At 71.8% G+C, this 20,682-nt stretch carries 21 protein-coding genes and 1 riboswitch; of the genes, 15 read left to right on the plus strand and 6 right to left on the minus strand.

The window, feature by feature from the left end; all coding sequences use genetic code 11:
* Both AOM46_RS04120 and AOM46_RS04125 read left to right on the plus strand, forming a co-directional pair.
* Complete coding sequence (locus AOM46_RS04120; protein WP_062205657.1) at nucleotides 1-1,329, plus strand: peptide ligase PGM1-related protein; 1,329 nt, start codon at nucleotides 1-3, stop codon at nucleotides 1,327-1,329.
* 91 nt (nucleotides 1,330-1,420) lie between these two features.
* Complete coding sequence (locus tag AOM46_RS04125; RefSeq protein ID WP_067225878.1) at nucleotides 1,421-1,804, plus strand: thioesterase family protein; 384 nt, start codon at nucleotides 1,421-1,423, stop codon at nucleotides 1,802-1,804.
* A 96-nt stretch (nucleotides 1,805-1,900) separates the two neighbouring features.
* On the opposite strand, the gene AOM46_RS04130 is transcribed toward AOM46_RS04125, so the two are convergent.
* Nucleotides 1,901-2,911, minus strand: coding sequence for a phosphotransferase enzyme family protein (locus tag AOM46_RS04130; protein ID WP_078856445.1), 1,011 nt, complete (start codon nucleotides 2,909-2,911; stop codon nucleotides 1,901-1,903).
* Between the two features lie 113 nt (nucleotides 2,912-3,024).
* Between AOM46_RS04130 and AOM46_RS04135 the strand changes: the two genes are divergently transcribed.
* The 3 genes from AOM46_RS04135 to AOM46_RS04145 all read left to right on the plus strand — a co-directional run bounded on the left by AOM46_RS04135 (nucleotide 3,025) and on the right by AOM46_RS04145 (nucleotide 5,349).
* Nucleotides 3,025-3,852, plus strand: a complete 828-nt coding sequence (locus tag AOM46_RS04135; protein ID WP_158920239.1) for a hypothetical protein — start codon at nucleotides 3,025-3,027, stop codon at nucleotides 3,850-3,852.
* A gap of 91 nt (nucleotides 3,853-3,943) precedes the next feature.
* Nucleotides 3,944-4,684: an AAA family ATPase gene (locus AOM46_RS04140; protein ID WP_078856446.1), complete on the plus strand. Its 741-nt coding sequence runs from the start codon at nucleotides 3,944-3,946 to the stop codon at nucleotides 4,682-4,684.
* Nucleotides 4,681-5,349: a hypothetical protein gene (locus AOM46_RS04145; RefSeq protein ID WP_062205670.1), complete on the plus strand. Its 669-nt coding sequence runs from the start codon at nucleotides 4,681-4,683 to the stop codon at nucleotides 5,347-5,349. Before AOM46_RS04140 ends, AOM46_RS04145 begins: the two co-directional genes overlap by 4 nt.
* Nucleotides 5,350-5,403: 54 nt before the next feature.
* Here AOM46_RS04145 and AOM46_RS04150 read toward each other — a convergent pair whose 3' ends face one another.
* The 3 genes from AOM46_RS04150 to gcvT form a co-directional block, all read right to left on the minus strand.
* Complete coding sequence (locus AOM46_RS04150) at nucleotides 5,404-6,786, minus strand: L-serine ammonia-lyase (protein WP_062205673.1); 1,383 nt, start codon at nucleotides 6,784-6,786, stop codon at nucleotides 5,404-5,406.
* 7 nt (nucleotides 6,787-6,793) lie between these two features.
* Entirely contained in the window at nucleotides 6,794-7,174 is a 381-nt protein-coding gene (gene gcvH, locus AOM46_RS04155) for a glycine cleavage system protein GcvH (protein ID WP_062205675.1), read from the minus strand.
* A gap of 74 nt (nucleotides 7,175-7,248) precedes the next feature.
* The gene (gene gcvT / locus AOM46_RS04160) at nucleotides 7,249-8,367 is read right to left on the minus strand and encodes a glycine cleavage system aminomethyltransferase GcvT (RefSeq protein WP_062205678.1); all 1,119 of its coding nucleotides are present in this window, start codon (nucleotides 8,365-8,367) and stop codon (nucleotides 7,249-7,251) included.
* A gap of 164 nt (nucleotides 8,368-8,531) precedes the next feature.
* A riboswitch (glycine riboswitch) is annotated at nucleotides 8,532-8,627 on the minus strand.
* A 214-nt stretch (nucleotides 8,628-8,841) separates the two neighbouring features.
* Here gcvT and AOM46_RS04165 point away from each other — a divergent pair.
* The 5 genes from AOM46_RS04165 (at nucleotide 8,842) to AOM46_RS34525 (ending at nucleotide 12,597) form a co-directional block, all read left to right on the plus strand.
* The gene (locus AOM46_RS04165) at nucleotides 8,842-9,609 is read left to right on the plus strand and encodes an enhanced serine sensitivity protein SseB (RefSeq protein WP_062205691.1); all 768 of its coding nucleotides are present in this window, start codon (nucleotides 8,842-8,844) and stop codon (nucleotides 9,607-9,609) included.
* Between the two features lie 122 nt (nucleotides 9,610-9,731).
* Complete coding sequence (locus AOM46_RS04170; RefSeq protein WP_067225880.1) at nucleotides 9,732-10,505, plus strand: enhanced serine sensitivity protein SseB C-terminal domain-containing protein; 774 nt, start codon at nucleotides 9,732-9,734, stop codon at nucleotides 10,503-10,505.
* Nucleotides 10,506-10,596: 91 nt separating this feature from the next.
* Entirely contained in the window at nucleotides 10,597-11,070 is a 474-nt protein-coding gene (locus AOM46_RS04175) for a Dps family protein (RefSeq protein WP_062205695.1), read from the plus strand.
* Nucleotides 11,071-11,266: 196 nt separating this feature from the next.
* The gene (locus tag AOM46_RS31585; protein WP_078856447.1) at nucleotides 11,267-12,358 is read left to right on the plus strand and encodes a peptidoglycan recognition family protein; all 1,092 of its coding nucleotides are present in this window, start codon (nucleotides 11,267-11,269) and stop codon (nucleotides 12,356-12,358) included.
* 62 nt (nucleotides 12,359-12,420) lie between these two features.
* A complete protein-coding gene (locus AOM46_RS34525) occupies nucleotides 12,421-12,597 on the plus strand; it encodes a hypothetical protein (protein ID WP_199823913.1) in 177 nt (58 codons plus the stop codon).
* Between the two features lie 46 nt (nucleotides 12,598-12,643).
* On the opposite strand, the gene AOM46_RS04190 is transcribed toward AOM46_RS34525, so the two are convergent.
* Nucleotides 12,644-13,348 carry an N-acetylmuramoyl-L-alanine amidase gene (locus tag AOM46_RS04190; RefSeq protein WP_062205700.1) on the minus strand — a complete coding sequence of 235 codons (705 nt, stop codon included), beginning with the start codon at nucleotides 13,346-13,348 and terminating at the stop codon, nucleotides 12,644-12,646.
* Nucleotides 13,349-13,436: 88 nt separating this feature from the next.
* Here AOM46_RS04190 and AOM46_RS04195 point away from each other — a divergent pair, with 88 nt between their 5' ends.
* Both AOM46_RS04195 and mnmA read left to right on the plus strand, forming a co-directional pair.
* Complete coding sequence (locus AOM46_RS04195; RefSeq protein ID WP_062205703.1) at nucleotides 13,437-14,606, plus strand: cysteine desulfurase family protein; 1,170 nt, start codon at nucleotides 13,437-13,439, stop codon at nucleotides 14,604-14,606.
* A gap of 24 nt (nucleotides 14,607-14,630) precedes the next feature.
* Entirely contained in the window at nucleotides 14,631-15,794 is a 1,164-nt protein-coding gene (mnmA, locus tag AOM46_RS04200) for a tRNA 2-thiouridine(34) synthase MnmA (protein WP_062205706.1), read from the plus strand.
* Nucleotides 15,795-15,815: 21 nt separating this feature from the next.
* Here mnmA and AOM46_RS04205 read toward each other — a convergent pair whose 3' ends face one another.
* Complete coding sequence (locus tag AOM46_RS04205) at nucleotides 15,816-16,616, minus strand: carbon-nitrogen hydrolase family protein (protein ID WP_062205709.1); 801 nt, start codon at nucleotides 16,614-16,616, stop codon at nucleotides 15,816-15,818.
* Nucleotides 16,617-16,661: 45 nt separating this feature from the next.
* Between AOM46_RS04205 and AOM46_RS04210 the strand changes: the two genes are divergently transcribed.
* From AOM46_RS04210 to ligA, 3 genes are read left to right on the plus strand one after another with little or no spacing between them, the layout of a single operon-like run.
* Complete coding sequence (locus AOM46_RS04210) at nucleotides 16,662-17,351, plus strand: SDR family oxidoreductase (RefSeq protein ID WP_062205712.1); 690 nt, start codon at nucleotides 16,662-16,664, stop codon at nucleotides 17,349-17,351.
* A 27-nt stretch (nucleotides 17,352-17,378) separates the two neighbouring features.
* Nucleotides 17,379-18,401, plus strand: coding sequence for a methionine synthase (locus tag AOM46_RS04215; RefSeq protein ID WP_370592631.1), 1,023 nt, complete (start codon nucleotides 17,379-17,381; stop codon nucleotides 18,399-18,401).
* Nucleotides 18,402-18,415: 14 nt separating this feature from the next.
* Entirely contained in the window at nucleotides 18,416-20,641 is a 2,226-nt protein-coding gene (gene ligA, locus AOM46_RS04220; RefSeq protein ID WP_062205715.1) for an NAD-dependent DNA ligase LigA, read from the plus strand.
* Nucleotides 20,642-20,682: the final 41 nt, after the last annotated feature.

Genomic DNA, 20,682 nt, shown 5'->3' on the forward strand with positions numbered 1-20,682 from the left:
ATGGCTACCCTGTACGTCGGGAACTCGTTCAACGAGACCCTGGTCGGCGACCTCAGTCAGTTCGACCCCCTGGAGCGCCGCATCGGCGGCAACCTGTCCTGCCGGCTGGTCTGGTTGATGGAGCCGGGGGACCTCCTCGTGAGTCCGCAGCCCATCAGCGACGCGTTCCTCGCCTACGCCTCCCGGCTGAGAGGCGTGCCGGTCACCTCGGCGGACATCATCGTTCCGCCGCCGGGCGACTTCGGCGAGGACGTGCTGACGGCGGACCGGCTCCGCAGGGCCAGGTTCACCGACGAGCTGCGCGTGGCGGTCGCCAGCCGGGGGCTCGATCACATCGTTCCCTACTGCTACGACCAGATCATCGCGTCGCTCGCCCGGGATCTCGGAATCGGGTCGCACGACGCGAGCGTCGCGTTCTGCGAGGCCGGCGGCGCCGACCTGCTCAACCGGAAGACGGTGTTCCGGGCGCTGTGCGGGGGAGCCGGCGTTCCCGTCGCCGAGGGGCTGGTGACCCGGTCGGTGGGCGAGGCCACCGACTTCGTCGCCTCGTTCGTCGACGCGGGACGGTCCGTGATCGTCAAACAGGACGCACACCAGGGCGGTCACGGCAACGAGATCCTCACGCCGTCGGCGGACACCGTCCAGTTGGGAGCCGCCGTGCTCACCGTCGTCGCGGACCGCCAGGCCGCCGAGAAGCGACTGGTCGAGCAGTGGCCGCGCTTCAGCTCGAACGGCCGCGATCCCGTCGTCATCGAGCACTACCTGCAGGACGCGATCTCCCTGGGGTGCGAGGTGGACCTGGCCGGGGAGGGCGCGGTCATGCGCCACACCGCCGAGATGCGGATGACGCCCGTCTTCGACGGACTCCTGATCCCCCCGAGCTCGATCTCCGCGGAATGCGACGCCGAGTTCTCCCGGTACGCGCTCGAACTCGCCGGCGTCGTGCACGCCATGGGCTATCGCGGGCTCATCAACATCGACGGGGTGGCGGCCGACGACAGAAGGACCGTCGTGCTCAACGAGTTCAACGGCCGCCTCGGCGGCTCCACCCATCTCCACCGGATCGGCCGGACGCTGCTGGGCGACGACTACCTGCGACGCCGGCACCTCATCAGCAACAACGACCTGAAGGTGGACTCGTTCCCCGGCGCCGTGGCGGCCCTGGAACGGGCCGGTCTGGCCTTCGACCCCGAGCGTGGCGAGGGCGTCATCCTCACCTGCGACCACACCGCCCAGTCCGGGGCCCTCGAATACTGCGCCGTCGGGGCCGACGCCGCCACAGTCGGTGACCAGGAGCGGCGGCTTCACCTGCTGCCGATGTCGCGCTGACGTTCGCTCGCGGTCGGCCACGCGGACGTCGGACAACGATCCATCGGTTCCCCCGGTCCGCCGTGACCGGCGGTGTGAGGGAACCTCCTACGTGTCAGGAGAAGCATCCGTGATCAGCAAGGAACGCCGTATCACCGTCGGCCCGGAGGACTCCGCCTCGCGCTGGGGGAACCCCGGTGTCGAGGTGCTGTCGACGCCGGCCATCCTGGGCCATGTGGAGCGTCTGTGTGCCGACCTCGTCCAACCGCGCCTGGCGCCCGGCGAGATGACGGTCGGTGTGCAGGTCGTCATGAACCACCGTGCCCCCGCCCGGGTCGGCGAGGTCGTCGTCATGGAGGCGACCGTCGCCGACGACGGCTCGCAGCCCCGGTTCGACTTCTCCGTCAGGAGCGTCGACGGCAGTGTGCTCTGCGACGGTGAGCACCGGCGCGCGGTGGTCGACGCCGACCGGTTCCGGGCCCGCATATCCGCCTGAGCCCTCCCGGGGCGCCGCGCTCCTCGGCCGCCCGTGGTCCGGCGGAGGCCGGGCCCGACGAGCGGCCGAGGAGCGGTTCCCGGCCGTGAGGCACGGTCAGCTCCGCGCCGCCGGCCGGGCCGGGGCCCGGCGGACCGGGAAGTACCGGAGCAGGGGCGACGTCCCGTCGACCGCGAGGGCGAGCACCTCGACGAGCCCGTCGCCGGGACAGGGGTGGTAGACCTTGGCCATGTCGATACGAAGTCGCCACAGCTCTGTCAGCGCGGTCATCACGTGGTCCCACAGGATCCGCTGCTCGGCCGTGTCGTCGCCGTCCAGCGGCGCGACGGTCCGGTAACCGGCCAGGGCGACGTCGACCATGTGCAGGGGGATCTGCGCGAAGTCGATCGCCGGATCGAACCAGCCGGCGTCGTCCCAGTCGATCAGCGCACCGAGCCGGCCGTCGCGCCGCAGGACGTTCCCCGGTTTGAGGTCGCCGTGCACGAAGCGTCGATACTGGTCCGCGCCGCCGACCGAGGGCTTCAGGGCGGTCAGCAGTTCGTCGAACCACTCGGCCAGATGCGAGGCCACCACGCCGGCCTCGACGAGTCCGGTCAGGATCGCGGCGTGGTCGAGCGGGCGGGCCCACTCCTCCAGCCAGCCCTTCGGATCGTCCACATGCTCCACGGTGTGGTGCAGCTTGGCGAGTTCGCGTCCGGTGTCGTGCCAGACGGCGGCCTCGGACGGAAGGGCCCGCGCCGACGGGGTCACCGAGTCGCCGGGCACATACTCGAAAACCGAGAACGGGACGCTGAATATCTCCAGGCTGTCGTCGAACGCGACAAGTGATCCGGTGCGGACGCCGGCGGAAGTGGCGGCCGGCACGGCGACCGACGCGGTAAGTGTTTCTCCGATTGCTCGCGGATGGTCTCGCGGTACTTTCAGGATATACTTCTCGCCGAGCTGGTACACCGAGTGCACATTGCCCGACGAATTGATCCGCCTTGTTTCCCGCGGATCAATGTCGAGCTGGTTCCGGTCGACAACCGCCATGGCCTGGACCGGTGTCACGGTCGGAAATGGTGCGCCATCGTAAGGCGGCCGGATCGGGCGTCGAATCGACGTCATGACGAAATACTCCTTGCGCTGACCATATCGATGGCCAGCTCTCTCAGGTGAGATTCGAATGCCTAAACTACCTCCCCCAGCACCGATACAGAACTACTTCCCAGGAGGATGCAATGGCTGAGTCCGAGACAGAGCGACCGGAGTCGATGGCGCGACTGGTGAGTGGGCAGTCGGTCGGTTCCGCGATAGGTCACCTACAGCAGGTGTTCGCCGGGATCACCGACCGCCTCCGGACGGCACCGACCGAACAAGTCGCCGCGCGGCTTCGGGGTTGGGACAACTACCAGCGTGCTTCCCTGGGGCGCGGCGAGACCCCGGCGCTGGTCGCCGGCGCCGTCAAATCGTCCTTCTCGCTGTCCGAGACCGGCTTCCAGCCCCGTGGGGAGGCGGGACTCGAACTCCCCGACGCGACCGAGGTGCCGGCGTTCGCGCACCTGGACGACATCGTCCGGCTCGCGGCGCGGCTGGCGATCCCGGAGGAATTCGACGAGCAGCGCGTCGTCGTGACACTGTTCCTCTACCGGGTGATCGCCCGCGCCGGGCAGGTCTACGAAGGGTTCCTCCACCGCGACATCGCCTCCCCGCAGGAGCCGGTGGGCAGCGTGATCTTCTATCCCACGGTGCGCACGCGGAACATCGAGGGGGCGGAATTCGGCGCTCACTTCTCCGGCCTTCCCACGGAGGAGCTACGGAACCGCGACCACGATGTCACGTTCGCACCCGAGGAGTACGAGGGTGCCGCGCTCGTCCTCGGCTACCCGCACAACCTGGCCCACGGCGTCCGGTTGGGGAAGAATCCCCATGCCGCCCCGGCGGACGGGACGGGGGCCGACGCCGGCGATGTGCGGGAGCTCCTCGAACCCGGCGAGACCACCTTCGTGAAGGACATGGCGGTGCTGACCTTCACCCAGGCGACGGCGATCGAGGTGAACATTCCCTGATCCGTTTCGACGGCGGGGCAGGATCGAAGAGTTCGGGCACGCCGGGTACGGAACAGTCCCTACCCGGCGCGCCGACGGAGGAGGACGTCGAATGAATCATCCCGTGAGCAGCCATGGTGACATCGATTTCCGCATCGATATGCGACCCCATGACTGGCCTGGGAAACTCATCGCCGTCTCAGGCATCGATGCCAGCGGAAAGACGACACTGATCCGGAGAATCGCGGCGGACGCAAAGCGCAGCTCGATCGTCACGCGCCGCTTCAAGTTCCCCTCTCGGAAACTGAAGGAAACGGCGCTTTTCCGCGAGTTCGACAGGGATCGCCAGGGAAGTCTGGACCGTGGTTACATCGACTCGTTCGGTCTGACTCTCGTCCTGATGGGAGACCGCCTGCTCACGCTGCACAACCAGGTGCGGAACCATCTCCAGGCGGGACATACGGTGATTATCGACCGCTATTTGTTCACGACGCTGGTGGAGTTCCTGCTGACGCCGCACTCGGCTGCCGAGCGGCGTACCGTCTGGGAGTGCGCCGGGCATTTTCCACGGCCGGACTGCTATCTTTTCACCGATGTTCCGCTGGACGTTGCCGCCGATCGGCTGCGGGACCGTGGGGGAGCCGAGGCGGATTCGATCGACCCGGAAGGTATGTCCATGAGAGCGAAGCTCTTCCGTGAATTCGCGGCGGTCAACGGCGGCGTATCGGTTCGCACGGACATCGGCCTCGCGCATTCCACGGAAGTCGTCAGGGAACATCTCGTCGCCATCGGCGCGCTACCTTCTCGGACAGGGGACACCGGGACGGTCGCGAGCGTCGGGGAGCAGCGATGACGGACACCGACCGAGGCGAGGACTGGGCCCCCGTCGTGCTGGACGGGCCGTCCCCCGACTTCCCCGGCCGGCTCCTGGCCATCGAAGGATCGGACGGATCCGGGAAGTCCTATTTCGTCTCGTGGCTCATCGCTGCCTTGCGGGACGAAATCCCGTGCACGCATGTGCTGATGCCGGGGGAGCACATGCGCGCCTACGATCTCTGGCGGGCATGGAGCGACGAATCCCTCGGCTTCGACCGCAGCCTCATCGACGATGTCGGCCTGAAGCTGATGGCGGTCGGCGACCGCCTGGTCCGGCTGCGGGCGATCATCGAACCCGCGCTCCGGCAGGGGCATCTCGTCATCTGCGAGCGATACGCCCTCACCCCGCTGGTGTTCAATCCCGAAGCGATGTTCTCGGAGCCGCTGCGGCGACTTTACCGACCGGACCTCGGGCTGTTGTTCGATGCGCCGAGCGATCTCCTCTTCGACCGTGTGCGGGGACGTGCCGACTCGCCCGTGCACCCGCAGACGCGGCACGACAAGGAGGTCGAGGTCGGTCGGTTCCGTGAACTGGCCGAGAAGAATCTCTACTCGGTCGTGGACACGAGTGAACCCAACGACTTCGCAGACGTCAGACCCCTCCTACGGGAGATGCTGCGCCCGAGGACGAGCGGGCTGTGACGAGCCCGGACTGGACGAACGCCTTTCGGGCGCGGGAGCATGGGGTGGTGCGCCTCAGCACTCCACGATGTTGACGGCGAGTCCGCCGCGCGCCGTCTCCTTGTACTTGACGGACATGTCGGCGCCGGTCTGCTTCATGGTGGCGATGGCCTTGTCCAGGGAGACATGGTGGCGGCCGTCGCCGCGCAGCGCCAGGCGGGCGGCGGTGATCGCCTTGACGGCGGCCATGCCGTTGCGTTCGATGCAGGGGATCTGCACCAGGCCGCCGATCGGGTCGCAGGTGAGGCCCAGATTGTGCTCGATGCCGATCTCGGCGGCGTTCTCCACCTGTTCGGGGGTGCCGCCCAGCACCTCGGCCAGTCCGCCGGCGGCCATGGAGCAGGCCGAGCCGACCTCGCCCTGGCAGCCGACCTCGGCGCCCGAGATGGACGCGTTCTCCTTGAACAGCATCCCCACCGCGCTCGCCGCCAGCAGAAACCTGACCACGCCGTCCTCGTCGGCGCCCGGCACAAAGTCCAGGTAGTAGTGGAGAACGGCGGGGATGATGCCGGCCGCGCCGTTGGTGGGTGCGGTCACCACCCGGCCGCCCGCCGCGTTCTCCTCGTTGACGGCCATCGCGTAGAGCGTGACCCACTCCAACTCGTGCGGGCTGCCGCCGGTCTCCGCGCGCAGGCGGCGTGCGGAGGCGGCGGCGCGGCGGCGCACCTTGAGGCCGCCGGGCAGGATGCCCTCCTGGGACAGCCCGCGCCGGACCGACTCCCGCATCACCGCCCAGATGTTCAGCAGCCCCTCGCGGACCTCCGCCTCGCCGCGCCACAGCGTCTCGTTGCGCAGCATCAGCGCCGAGACGGAGAGCCCGGTGGCGCGGGTCAGCGCCAGCAGTTCGGCGCCGGTGCGGAACGGATGGCGCGGCTGCCGGTCGTCGACCCGGATCCGGTCCTGGCCCTCGGCGTCCTCGTCGACCACGAAGCCGCCGCCCACCGAGTAGTACGTCCTGGTCAGCAGCGGATGCCCGGCGTCGTCCGAGGCGCGGAAGATCATGCCGTTGGCATGTGCCGGCAGCGAACGCCTGCGGTAGAGCACCAGATCGGTGTCCGGATCGAACGGGATGGGATGCGCGTCGCCCAACTCGGTGGCGAGCAGTCGCAGTCGACGGTCGGCGCGCACCCGTTCGACCTCGGCGTCGGCCGCCGCGACATCGACGGTCTCCGGGGCGTGGCCCTCAAGCCCGAGCAGCACCGCCTTGGGCGAGCCGTGCCCGTGCCCGGTCGCGCCCAGCGAGCCGTACAGCTCGACCCGCACGGCGGCGGTGGCGGCCAGCGCGCCCTCGTCCTTGAGCCGGCGCGCGAACATCAGCGCCGCGCGCATCGGCCCCACGGTATGCGAGCTGGACGGGCCGATGCCGACGCTGAACAGGTCGAAGGCGGAGAGGGCCACGACCGGCTCACTGCTCGGTGAAGGCGGTGTACTCGGCCGCCGACAGCAGCTCGGCGGCCGCGCCGTCGATGCGCACCCTGAAGAGCCAACCGTCCTCGAAAGGCGCGGAGTTGACCAACGAGGGGTCGTCGACGACGGCCTGGTTGACCTCGGTGATCTCGCCGTTGACGGGGGCGTAGAGGTCGCTGACGGACTTGGTGGACTCCAACTCGCCACAGGAGTCGCCGGCGGTGACCGTGTCGCCGACCTCGGGAAGCTGGACATAGACCACATCGCCGAGCGCGGTGGCCGCGTACTCCGTGATGCCCACCGTGGCGACGCCGTCGGGCGCCTCCGAAAGCCACTCGTGTTCCTTGCTGTAGCGCAGGTGCTGGGGGTTGTCGCTCATGGCAGCTGATTCTCCTGGATCGGGTGGGTCGTGGTGGATGCGTGACGGTACGGCGCGGCGGGCGACGGCGCGGGTCAGCGCTGCCGGGTGTAGAAGGGCAGCGCGACCACCTCGTGCGGTGCGGCCTTCCCCCGGATGTCGACGGCGACGCCCGCCGTCCCCGGCTCCGCGTGGGTGGCGTCGACATAGGCCATGGCGACGGGGCGGCCCAGCGTGGGCGACGGCGCGCCCGAGGTGACCTCGCCGATGACCGAGCCGGCCGCGTCCACCACCGGATACCCGGCGCGCGGGACCCGGCGTTCGGCGGCCACCAGGCCGACCAGCACCCGAGGCGGGGCGCTCGCGGCGCGCTCGGCGGCGCGTTCCAGCGCCGCGCGCCCCACGAAGTCGCCCGGCTTGTCGAACTTCACCACCCGGCCCAGGCCCGCGTCGAACGGCGTGGTCCGCTCGGTGAGTTCATGCCCGTAGAGCGGCATCCCGGCCTCAAGGCGCAGCGTGTCCCGGCAGGCCAGCCCGCACGGCACAAGACCCTCGGCGGCCCCGGCCTCCGTCAGCGCCGCCCAGAGCGGTGCGGCGTCGGCGGGCGCCACGAACAGCTCGAACCCGTCCTCGCCGGTGTACCCCGTCCGGGCGATCAGCGCCGGCCGGCCGGCGACCGTTCCCGGCAGTCCGGCGTAGTAGCGCAGGCCCGGCAGATCGGCGTCCGTCAGCCGGGCCAGCACGCCGGCGGCGGCCGGGCCCTGGACGGCCAGCAGCGCATAGGCGTCCCGGTCGTCGCGTACCTCGGCGGCGAAGCCGGCGGCGCGCTCCGTCAGCGCGGTCAGCACCCGCTCGGCGTTGCCGGCGTTGGCCACCACCAGGAACTCGGCCTCGGCCAGTCGGTAGACGATCAGATCGTCCAGGATGCCGCCGTTCTCGGCGCAGATCATGGTGTATCTGGCGCGGCCGACCTTCAGCGCGGAGAGCCGCCCGACCAGCGCGAAGTCCAACAGCGCGCCCGCGTCCTCGCCCAGCACCGTGATCTCGCCCATATGGGAGAGGTCGAAGAGGCCGGCCGCCGTGCGCACCGCCTCGTGCTCGGCGCGCTCGCTGCCGTAGCGCAGCGGCATCGACCAGCCGGCGAAGTCCGTCATGGTGGCGCCGAGCGCGCGGTGCACGGCGTCCAGGGCGGTGACGCGAAGGGTGTCGGGCATGGGGCTCGCTCCAGGGGAGTGCGGGCAACGGGCGACACGCGGACGCGCGCGCCTGGGGCCCTCCCCCTCTGTCATCGGCACCTGAGAGGTTCGCCGCCGCTCTGCCGGGCGTCGGCTTGCACCGTGGGTGGGGCCGGCGAAACCGGCCCGCTTTTCAGATCTGCCTCCCGCGCGCGGTAACGGGGCCTGAGAGATTCAAGGGAGGACTTGCTCCTTCGGCGCCCCGGAACGAAAACCGGGGACTCTCCCGCGCGTGGTCAAACGGCCGGTATGTACTTGTGGCGAAACGGTGTGGCTGAACTGCGTGGTTGAACAGTGTGGCGAAACCGGGTGGCCCAAGGCGCGGGCACACGGTCGCGGCCCGGCCATCATCGCACGGATGCCGAGGGGAGCAAGAGCCGAACACCGTTAGGGTTCGCTTCGACCCAGGGGCCCGCCGACGGGCCGGGAACGACGAGGGAGTGGACAGAGCGGATGAGCGAGCACAGGACGGGGCCCGGATTCGGCGGCGGCTGGCCGAGCAACGAGCTGGAGGAGACGTTGGCCGCCTCGCTCGGCGTGCCGGACGCGGCCCCCAAGCTCCTCAAGGTGCTCTCCCGCAGCGCCGTCTGGGTTCCGCTGCCCGAGGGCGGCGGCCCGGAGAACAAGACGCTCGACCTGCCCACCATCGACCTGGCCGGCGGGGTGTTCGTGCCCGTCTTCAGCTCCGCCGAGCAGCTGCACCTCGGCGGCGCCTCCCATCTGCCGTTCACCGTCGCCCCCGCCTGGGAGTTCGCCCGGGGGCTGCCGCCCCAGGTGGGGATAGCCGTCAACCCGGGCGGCACGGTCGGCATCCCGGTGCCGCCGCTCGCCGTCGCCGAGCTGTGCCGCGTCACCCCGGGGGAGCGCACGCCCGGCGTGCCGTCCGGCGCGCGGATGCGGCTGTTCCAGCCGGACTGGCAGGACGATCCGGTCGACTTCCTGACCGCGGCCGCCGAGGAACTGGCCGCGCTGCCCCCGGTGCGCACCGCGCGCCGGGGCCTGGCGAGCGCCGAGGGCGGCGCCCCCTCGCTCTTCGTCGGCGTGGAGCTGGACGGCCTGGACGACACCGTCCGGACCGCCGTCAACGAGGCGCTCGGCCGGGCCCTGGCCCGCCGCCCGGCCGCCTGGCCGGTCCAGCTGGTCCTGTTGGACGCGGCCCAGGACCCGGTGGTGGACTGGCTGCGCGAGTGTGTGGCCCCGTTCTACTCGCGTGGCGCCTGAGGCCGGGGCACCTTGTCAGCTGGCGGACTGGCTCGCAAGCTGCTTGCGGGACGGACACGCGGGGCGGGTCCCGTGAAGGCTTTCGACCGAGCTGTGCCGCAGCGCGAGGAGGACAGGCCCAGGTGAGTGCGGGACAGGGTGTCGAGGAGCTGCTGCCCCAGGTGACGGCGGACCGGTTGGACACCTACGAGGCACTGCTGGGCGCGCTGGCCGCCGGCGAGGTCTGGATGCTGCTGTGGCAGGGCGCGCCCGGTGCCCCCGACGCCCACTACGGCGGCGTCGAGGTCGACGGGTACGGCTACGCGCCCTGTGTCACCTCGGCCGAACAGCTGGCCGTCAGCGGCTGGAACCGGGAGCACGAGGTGGTGCCGGGGCGCGATATCGCCGCCGCGCTCTACCCGGAGCACTGGGGGCTGTGGCTCAACCCGCACGCGCCCGGCGGCGGTCTCGGCATCCCCTGGCTGGATCTGCGGCGGATCGCCGGCGGCCTGGACCGGCTGCCGGCCGGCCCGTTGCTGATCAGCGAGCCCAGCGTCGACGTGGACCGGTTCTACGCGCGCCTGGTCGCCCTCGCCCGGCGCACCCCCGTGCTCCGCGCCCTGTGGCGCGCCTGGGTACGCCCCGCGTTCGGGGTCTCCTATCTGGCCATCGGCCTGGATGTGGACGGGCGGCCGTCGGGTGACACGGACGCGGTGCGCGCCATGATGCGCGAGGCGGTGGCCGAGGTACCGGACGGGCTGACGGTCGGCACCGTCGCCATGGCGGACGGCTACGATCCGGTCGCCATGTGGCTGCGCGCCAACACCCGCCCGTTCTACGACCGGGACGCGCCCGGGGTGCCGCGCCCGACCGACCCCGCCGCGGGCGGCACGGGCTACGGCTACCCGGGGGCCTGAGGCCGGCGGCCGCGTAGGCCGGGGGTCGACGGGGTACTCGGGGCGGGCAGCCGGGGACCTGGCCGCACCGGGCCGAGAGGAGAGACGCCGCATGAGCACCGTCAAGAGCACCCTGCCGGACACCACGCTCAAGGTGGTCGGCGAGGCGCTGCAGGGCGCCCTGGTCGACCTGATCGACCTGTCGCTGGTCGCCAAGCAGACCCACTGGAACATCATCGGACCGCGCTTCCGCTCCGTCCATCTCCAGCTCGACGACGTGGTGACCACCGCCCGCGCCCACTCCGACACGGTCGCGGAACGCTCCGCCGCGCTCGGCGTCCCCCCGGACGGCCGCGCCGCGACGGTGGCCGCCGGCACCGGGATCGGCGACGCGCCCGAGGGCTGGCAGCGGGACGACGCCGCCGTCAGGTCCATGGTGGACGCCCTGGGCGCGGTGATCCTCCGGATGCGGGAGCGGCTGGACGAGGTCGGCCCGGTGGACTCGGTCAGCGAGGACGTGCTGATCCAGATCACCAAGGACCTGGAGAAGCACCACTGGATGTTCCAGGCGGAGAACGCCGGCTGACCAGCCGGCACGGCCGCCGGCCGGCCCGGGCACCCGGGCCGGCCGGCGGCTTCTGTCGTTTCGGCAGGCACCACCCCTGGGCGGAGGGCCTGTTGAACGCGCCGATCGGCGCGCCCGGGAATTCACGTCGCCGCGTATGTCGCCAACAAACGGGCATATCATCAACGACAGTTGACGAATTCCGGGGGGTTAACGCATGGCCACTCCGCTCTCCGCCGACAAGGTTGTGAAGGCGCTCAAGGACGAGGGCGTGAAAATCGTCGAACACAAGAATTGGCGGACACACAATCGAAATAGCGTCGGGGCCTGGGGTCCGGTGCACGGGGTGATGGTCCATCACACCGTCACCTCCGGCACCGCCGGCTCCGTGGATCTCTGTTACAACGGGCACTCCTCCCTGCCGGGGCCGCTCTGCCACGGCGTCATCGCCAAGGACGGCACGGTCTATCTGGTCGGGCACGGCCGGGCGAACCACGCCGGCAGCGGCGACCGGGCCGTGCTGGACGCGGTGATCGCCGAAAGCAAACTGCCGCCCGACCAGAAGGCCGACACCGACGGCAACAAGCACTTCTACGGATTCGAGTGCGTCAACCTCGGTGACAACAAGGACCCTTGGCCGGCCGTGCAGGTGGAGGCGATCGTCCGGGCCTCGGCGGCGCTGCTGCGCGCACACGGCTGGGGAAAGTCCGGGGACACCAGCGTGATCGGCCATCTGGAATGGCAGCCGGGGAAAGTCGACCCGCGTGGCCCCGGCGTCTCCATGGGCGATATCCGCAAGCGGGTCAGCGAACGCCTCAAGCACCCAGCCGACTGGAGCCCGGGCGGCTCCAACCCGCCCCACGAGGAGGACGACGTGCCCAAGCGGACCCTGTACGGCACCACGGGCGACTACACCCAGACCCTTCAGCCGGGCTCCTGGACCACCCTGAAGTTCGACCGCAAGTACGGCGGCAAGGGGTGGGAGACCAAGACGCCCGAGCCGTCGGTCGCCTTCGGCGCCTGCTTCTACTCCACCACGGTCGCGGTGCGCGCCACCGGCCTGAGCCGGGGGCAGGAGCTGCAGATCAGGGTGGCGCACTACGCGGAGAAGGACGGCGGCGGCTTCGAGCGCACGGGCGGCATGCCGATCAACTCCCCGGTGCACGACGGCGGCGACGCCCACTTCACCTACGCCTGGAACGGCCATCTCTCCGGCTCCCGGCGCCTGCGGGTCGAGGTGGCGCAGCACGGCGACGGGCCGATCACCATCGACTACGTCAGGGCCGAGACGCTCTACTGGTCCACCTGACGGCCCCCGGCGGGCCGGCCGGCCATGGCCGACTGTCAGCGGTGGGTACTACCGTGGTCACCATGCGCTACGAAGCTCGCCACAGCGAGGCCAGAGGCTGGTATGTGGTCTCCGACGAAGGCCACTTGGCCCATGTCCCCGATCCGGACACGCAGGCGTTGCGCGCCGCGCTCTTCGAGCGTGAGGCGGACGCCCTGCGCTGCGCCCTGGAGTTGACCCGCCTTGGCACGCTCAACTGACGCGCGGCGCCCGGGTGGTGCGTTCCTCCGGCTCCTGCTCCGCCGCTCAGGGCGCGCCCTCGGTCGGCGTCGGCTCCGGGGAGCGCCCGGCCTCGGCCACCAGATCGAGATAGCGGTCCCAGTCCCAGTGGGGCCCCGGGCAGATCCTGATCACCTCGGGCACCTCGTTGTGGCCCACGATGTGTTCGCGGTCGACGGGTATGTCGTGCCGCGCGCAGATCCCGGCGACCAGCCGGGCCGAGGAGGCGTAGAGCGCGTCCGTCAGATACTCGGGCCGGTCCGCCCAGCCCTCGTGCTCTATCCCGATGCTGCGCTCGTTGAAGCCCCGGTGGCCCGCGTGGTAGGCCACATCCAACTCCCGTGCCAGCTGGGCGACATGGCCGTCCTCGGAGCGCACCACATAGTGGGTGGCCGCGCCGTGCGCCGGATCCTGGAAGACGCGGAGCGTCACGTCATAGGTGGCCTCCGGCAGATGGATCACCACCCGGTCGATCGAGTAGTCCCGAGGGCGGTTGGCCCTGCGGTAGTTGGCCGAGGACGCCGGCACCCACTCCGCGCCCGGATGGTCCACCTCGCCCTCCACGCGCGGGGAGTCCGCTCCCGAATACCGCCACCACCAGGTGCTCAGCCGATCCCGCCCGGCGAAGCCCGCCACCCCGGCCGCGCCCACGAGCCCGCCCGTGAGCAGCGCCCGCCGGGGCAGGCCCCGCTGCCGGCCGCGCCCCGGCGCACCCCCCGCGTGTTCACCCATCGTGACCTCCGGCTGGGAGAACGGTCGGTGACCGCGAGGGGTTCCGCCGGGCGTCCGTCCCCGGCCGGCTCGTAGAATCGGCGGCATCATGCCCTACTTCGACCACGCGGCCACCACGCCCATGCTGCCCGAGGCCCAGGCGGTGATGGCCGCCCATCTCGGGCTCACCGGCAACGCCTCCGCGCTCCATGCCTCGGGGCGGCGGGCGCGGCGCATCGTGGAGGAGGGCAGGGAGGAGCTGGCCGGCGCGCTGGGCGCCCGCCCCAGCGAGGTCGTCTTCACCTCCGGCGGCACCGAGGCGGACAATCTCGCGGTCAAGGGGCTCTACTGGTCCCGCCGCGCGGCCGATCCGCGCCGGGTGCGGCTGCTGGCCAGCCCGGTGGAGCACCACGCGGTGCTGGATGTGGTGCGCTGGCTCGCCGAGCACGAGGGCGCCGAGGTGGAGTGGCTGCCCGTGGACGCGGTGGGCCGGGTCAGCCCCGAGACGCTGCGCGCCCGGATCGAGCGGGCCCCCGAGACGGTGGCGCTGATCACCGTCATGTGGGCCAACAACGAGATCGGCACCATCCAGCCCATCGCCGAACTCAGCGCGCTGGCCGCCGAGTTCGACATTCCCATGCATGCCGACGCGGTGCAGGCCGTGGGCCAGCTCCCGGTGCGTTTCGGGGAGTCGGGGCTGGCCGCGCTCACCGTCTCGGGGCACAAGATCGGCGGCCCGCTCGGCGTCGGCGCGCTGCTGCTCTCCCGCGACGCCACCCCGGTGCCGGTGCTGCACGGCGGCGGCCAGGAGCGCGATGTGCGCTCCGGCACGCTGGACGTGCCCGCCATCGCCGCCTTCGCCACCGCGGCCACCCATGCGGTGGCCCGTCAGCCGCGCTTCGCCGACGAGGTCGGCGCGCTGCGCGACCTGCTGGTCGCCGAGGTGGTCGAGGCGGTGCCCGACGCCCGGCTCAGCGGCGATCCGGACCCCGCGGGCCGGCTCCCCGGCAACGCGCACTTCGCGTTCCCCGGCTGCGAGGGCGACGCGCTGCTGCTGCTGCTGGACGCGCAGGGCATCGAATGCTCCACTGGCTCCGCCTGCACGGCCGGCGTCGCCCAGCCCAGCCATGTGCTGCTGGCCTCCGGCGCCGATCCGGAACTGGCGCGCGGCACCCTCAGGTTCAGTCTCGGCTTCACCACGACCGGGGCCGAGGTCGCCGCCCTCGCCGAGGCGATCGGCCCGGCCGTCGCCCGGGCCCGGGCCGCCGGGCTCAGCTGACGGAAGTCGTACCCTGGACGGGCTATGACTGACTTCCCCGGTGCCCCCACCGGCCCCCGTACCGGCCCCCGACTGCGCGTGCTGGCCGCGATGTCCGGCGGCGTCGACTCGGCGGTCGCCGCCGCCCGCGCCGCCGAGGCCGGGCACGAGGTGACCGGCGTCCATCTCGCGCTCTCCGCCAACCCGCAGTCCTTCCGCACCGGCGCCCGCGGCTGCTGCACCGTCGAGGACTCGCGGGACGCCCGCAGGGCCGCCGATGTGATCGGCATCCCGTTCTATGTGTGGGATCTCGCCGAGCGGTTCCGCGCCGAGGTCGTCGAGGACTTCATCGACGAGTACCGGGCCGGCCGCACGCCCAACCCGTGTCTGCGCTGCAACGAGAAGATCAAGTTCGCCGCCCTGTTGGACCGGGCGCTGGCGCTCGGCTTCGACGCCGTCTGCACCGGCCACTACGCCAGCGTCCGGCGCACCGCCGACGGCGGCCGGGAGCTGCACCGGGCCAGCGATATGAGCAAGGACCAGAGCTATGTGCTGGGGGTGCTCGACGACCGGCAGTTGGCGCACGCGATGTTCCCGCTGGGCGACACCCGTTCCACCAAGGACGAGATCAGGGCCGAGGCCGAGCGGCGCGGCCTGGCGGTGGCCAGGAAGCCGGACAGCCACGACATCTGCTTCATCGCCGACGGCGACACCCAGGGCTTTCTCGCGAAGCACCTGGGCTCCGTTGAGGGCGACATCGTGGACCAGGACGGCACCACGCTCGGCACCCACCAGGGCGCCCACGGCTTCACCATCGGCCAGCGGCGCGGACTGCGTCTCGGCCGTCCGGCGCCGGACGGCAAGCCGCGCTATGTGCTGGACATCTCGCCGGTGGAGAACACCGTCACGGTCGGCCCGGCCGAGGCGTTGGACGTCGCGGCGCTGACCGCCATCCGTCCCCGCTGGTGCGGCGGCGCCGCGCCGGCCGGGGTCGGCCGCTACACGGCGCAGCTGCGGGCGCACGGCGCCGAGACGCCGGTGAGCGCCGAGCTGGTCGACGGCGAGCTTCGGGTGGCGTTCGACGCGCCGGTGCGCGGCGTGGCGCCCGGCCAGGCCGTCGTGCTCTACGACGGCAGCCGGGTGGTCGGTTCGGCGACCATCGCGGCCACCACCGGCGCCGTCGCCCCCGCGGGCCGGGCCGCCGGCTGACGGCGGGCGCGGCGTCGGGCCTCAGCCCAGGTCGGTGCGCCGGTTGCGGAGCACCGGCAGGGTGGCCCTGGCCGAGTCCGTCGCCGCCTCGTCCAGATCGGCCACCAGCAGCCCGGGGGCGCCGTCGAGCCGCGCGACGACCTCGCCGAGCGGCGAAACCACCATGCTGTGCCCGATGCCGGTGGGCGCCGAGGTGGCGGGGGGATCGCCGACCGTCGCCGGATCGGCCTGGCCGACGGCCAGCACCCAGCTGGTGCTGTCCAACGCCCTGGCCCGCACCAGCACCTCCCACTGCTCGGCCTTCCCCGGGCCGGCGCCCCAGGAGGCGGGCAGCACCATGACCCGCGCGCCCCGGCGCGCGAGCCGGTCGAACAGCTCGGGGAAGCGCACGTCGTAGCAGGTGGCGAAGCCCAGCGTCAGACCGTCGAGGGACGCGGTCACCACCCGGTCGCCGGGGGCGACGGTGGCCGATTCGGCGAAGTCGAACGCGTCGAAGAGATGCAGCTTGTCGTAGTGGGTGTCGACGCCACGGCCGGTGATCAACAGGGTGTTGCGCACCCGTCCCCGGTCGCCCGGGGTGAACATCCCGGCCACCAGCAGCACCCCGGTGCGCCTGGCGATCTCCCGCACCGCGTTCGCCCAGGGTCCGTCGAGCGGCTCGGCCAGCGGCGCCAGGGGCACGCCGAACCTCGCCATCGTCGCCTCGGGGAAGACCACCAGATCGGCGCCCCGCGCGGCGGCCAGCTCGGTCTGTTCGGCGACCAGCCGCAGGTTCTCCGCCGGCTCGGTTCCACCGGCCAGTTGACTGAGCGCGATCCGCATGGGGGCACGTCCTTCCGCGTCGGAGGCAGGAGGGACCATGTTCCTATGGCGACACATGTGATCACAGGCGCGGGTTCCGGTATCGGCGCGGCTCTCGCCGAGCGGCTGCTGGCGCGCGGCGACGAGTTGTGGCTCTGGGCGAGGAACGCGGGGCGCGCGAAGGAGCTTCGGGAGCGTTTTCCCGGCGCGCACACCCTGGTGGGCGACCTCGCCGAGCCCGAGCGCCTGTCCTGGGCGCTGGGCCACCAGTCCCCGCCGGACCGGGTGGACTCGCTGACGCACAGCGCGGGCGTGGTCGAGCTGGGCGAGGTGGGCGAGTTGACGCCGAAGGTGTGGCAGTCCGTGCTCGCCGCCAACCTGCTGGCGCCGGCCGAGCTGACCCGGCTGCTGCTGCCCCAACTGCGGGCCGCCCGTGGCCATGTGGTCTTCGTCAACTCGGGCGCCGGGCTCCGCGCCAACCCGCACTGGGGCGCCTATGCGGCCAGCAAGCACGGGCTGCGCGCGCTCGCCGACTCGCTGCGCGGCGAGGAACGGGCGAACGGGCTGCGGGTCACCACCGTCTACCCGGGCCGCACGGCCACCCCCATGCAGAGCAAGGTGCACCAGCAGGAGGGCCGCGCCTACGATCCTGAGGTCTGGATGCCGCCCGAGGCGGTGGCCGAGACCGTGCTCACCGCGCTCGACCTGCCGCGCTCCACCGAGATCACCGATCTGCAGGTGCGCCCGACGCACTGACCCCGGGCGTTCCGTACGCTGCCTCGGGTGACGACGAACAAGAAGTTCCCGTGGGGCCCGGCGGCGGCCACCGGCGTCGGTTCGATGCCGGGCGAGGATGCCAGGGAGGCGGCCCGAACGGTCGCCGGCGAGCTGGACTCGCTGCTGTTCCTCCCGGAGTTGCCCGCCCGTGGCCCGGGCGCCGACATCGTGGGCCGCACCACGGGCCTGCTCGCCGAGCTGTACGCCCGCCTGGAGCCCAGCGGTTGGCGGATCGGGGACCGGCCGGGGCGGGACACCCGCAGGTCGTGGGCGTGGCTGCGGGAGGACCTGGACGCCTTCGAGGAGTTCACCCAGGGCTACCAGGGGGTGGTCAAGGTGTCGACGCTCGGCCCCTGGTCGCTGGCCGCCGCGTTGGAGCGCCGCAACGGCGAGGCGATGCTGGGCGATCAGGGCGCCACCAGGGATCTGGCCGATTCGCTGGCCGAGGGGCTGGCCGGGCATCTCGCCGAGGTGCGGCGCCGGGTGCCGGGCGCCACGGTGGCGATCCAGTTCGACGAGCCCTCGTTGCCGTTCGTGCTGGCCGGCCGGGTGCGCACCGCCAGTGGCTACCGCACCCACCGGGCCGTCGACCGGGGCGTGGTCCAGGAGACGCTGCGGCGGCTGGTCGCGGTGGCCGGGGAGGCGCCGACGGTGGTGCACTGCTGCGCGCCCGGGGTGCCGTTCGGGCTGCTGCGCGGGGCGGGTGTCGCGGCGGTCTCCTGCGATCTGGGGTTGTTGACCGAGCGTGACGATGAGGCGGTCGGGGAGGCGGTCGAGGGCGGCGTGGCGCTGTTCGCCGGGGTCCTGCCCGGCGCTGGCGTCGTCCCGGCGGAATTGTCAGACCCGGCCGGTACTGTCACCTCAGTCAGGTCGCTTTGGCGCAGGCTGGGGTTGTCGCCCGGGCTCCTCTCGGAGTCCGTGGTGGTCACCCCGTCCTGCGGGCTCGCGGGCGCCTCCCCGGCGTATGCGCGGGCCGCGTTGGCGCAGTGCGTCCGGGCGGCGAGATCCCTCGCGGACAACCCTGAGTGACGGGAGACAGGACTGTGGCTGGCGAACGACCCCTCGAAAACGAGTCGTCGGTGCCTCCCGAGGCGCGTGAGCGGCACGCCCGCCTGGCGGAGCAGGTGGAGGAGCACCGCTTCCGCTACTACGTACGCACGGCGGTGATCAGCGACGCCGCGTTCGACGCGCTGCTGCGGGAGCTGATCGCCCTGGAGGGCGAGCATCCGGCGCTGCGCACCCCGGACTCGCCCACCCAGGCGGTCGCGGGCCGGTACGAGACGGAGTTCACCTCGGTCGAGCACGCGGAGCGGATGCTCTCCCTGGACAACGCCTTCGACGACGAGGAGTTGGCCGCCTGGGAGCAGCGGGTCGGCGACGAGCTGTCCGGCATCCCGCACCACTTCCTCTGCGAGCTGAAGGTGGACGGCCTCGCGGTCAACCTCACCTACGAGTACGGCCGGTTGACCAGGGCGGCCACCCGGGGCGACGGGCGCACGGGCGAGGACATCACGCCCAACGTCCGCACCATCGACGAGATCCCCAACCGCCTGCTGGGGGAGCGGGTCCCGGAGCTGGTGGAGATCAGGGGCGAGGTGTTCTTCCCGATGGAGCGGTTCGAGGAGCTGAACGCCCGGCTGGTCGCCGCCGGCGAGAAGCCCTTCGCCAACCCGCGGAACGCGGCGGCCGGTTCGCTCCGGCAGAAGGATCCCAAGGTCACGGCGGGGCGCCCGCTGCAGATGGTGGTGCACGGCATCGGCGCCCGCCGGGGCTTCGAGATCGGCCGGCTCTCGGAGGCCTACGAGCTGCTGGCCGAGTGGGGCCTGCCGACGGCGCGGGCCAGCAAGGTGGTCACCTCGCTGCCCGAGGTGCGGGAGTTCATCGCCTACTACGGCGAGCACCGGCACGCCGTGGAGCACGAGATCGACGGCGTGGTGGTCAAGCTCGACGAGATCCCGCTCCAGGGGCGGCTCGGCCACACCTCCAGGGCGCCGCGCTGGGCGATCGCCTGGAAGTACCCACCGGAGGAGGTCAACACCAGGCTGGTGGACATCCGGGTGGGGGTGGGCCGCACGGGCCGGGTCACGCCCTACGCGGTGGTGGAGCCGGTCACGGTGGCCGGCTCCGAGGTGGAGTTCGCCACCCTCCACAACCAGCAGGTGGTCAAGGCCAAGGGGGTGCTGATCGGGGACACGGTCGCGCTGCGCAAGGCGGGGGATGTGATCCCGGAGATCCTGGGCCCGGTCGCCGATCTGCGGGACGGCAGCGAGCGGGAGTTCGTGATGCCGGCCGAGTGCCCCGAGTGCGGCACGGGCCTGATGCCGATGAAGGAGGGGGACATCGATCTGCGCTGCCCCAACGCCCGTTCCTGCCCGGCGCAGTTGCGGGAACGGATCTTCTATCTGGCGGGCCGCCGATGCCTGGACATCGACCACTTCGGCTATGTGGCGGCCACCGCGCTCACCCAGCCGTTGGAGCCGGCGGCGCCCCCGCTGCTGGACGAGGGCCGACTCTTCGAGTTGACGGTGGAGGAGCTGCTGCCGATCAGGTCCCATGTGCTGGACCAGGACACGGGGCTGCCCAAGACGGATCCGGAGACGGGCGAGCCCAAGGTCGTCACGTTCTTCGCCAACCAGCAGGGGGAGTTGAAGAAGAACGCCCGCGCTATGCTGGAGTCCATCGAGGCGGCCAAGCAGCGGCCGCTGGCGCGGATCATCGCCGGGCTCTCCATCCGCCATGTGGGGCCGGTCGCCGCCGAGGCGCTGGCCCGCGAGTTCCGCTCGCTGGACCGCATCGCCGAGGCCACGGAGGAGGAGCTGGCGGCCACCGAGGGGGTGGGGCCGACGATCGCCGCCTCGCTGAAGGACTGGTTCGCCGTCGACTGGCACCGGGACATCGTGGAGCGCTGGCGGGCGGCCGGGGTGCGGCTGGCCGAGTCCGGTGAGCGGGAGGACACGCCGCGTCCGCTCGCCGGCGTCACGGCGGTGGTCACCGGCACGCTCGGCAGCCACACCCGGGACGAGGCCCAGGACGCGCTGCGCTCCAGGGGAGCGAAAGTGACTGGATCTGTCTCCAAGAAGACGAGTTTCGTGGTGGTCGGCGAGAGCCCTGGATCAAAATTCGACAAAGCGATGCAGCTCAAGGTGCCGGTTCTGGACGAAGCCGGATTCGCCGTGCTGCTGGCACAGGGGCCGGACGCCGCCCGCGAGGTGGCGCTCGCCCCGCCCGAGGCCGAGGAGGAGCAGGAGGCCGACACCGCCTCCGCGTAACGCTGATGACCAGCGTCGTTCCCCGTCGGGCGCGGCCCGGG

The organism is Streptomyces sp. NBRC 109706, from assembly GCF_000974485.1.
GTDB lineage: Bacteria > Actinomycetota > Actinomycetes > Streptomycetales > Streptomycetaceae > Streptomyces.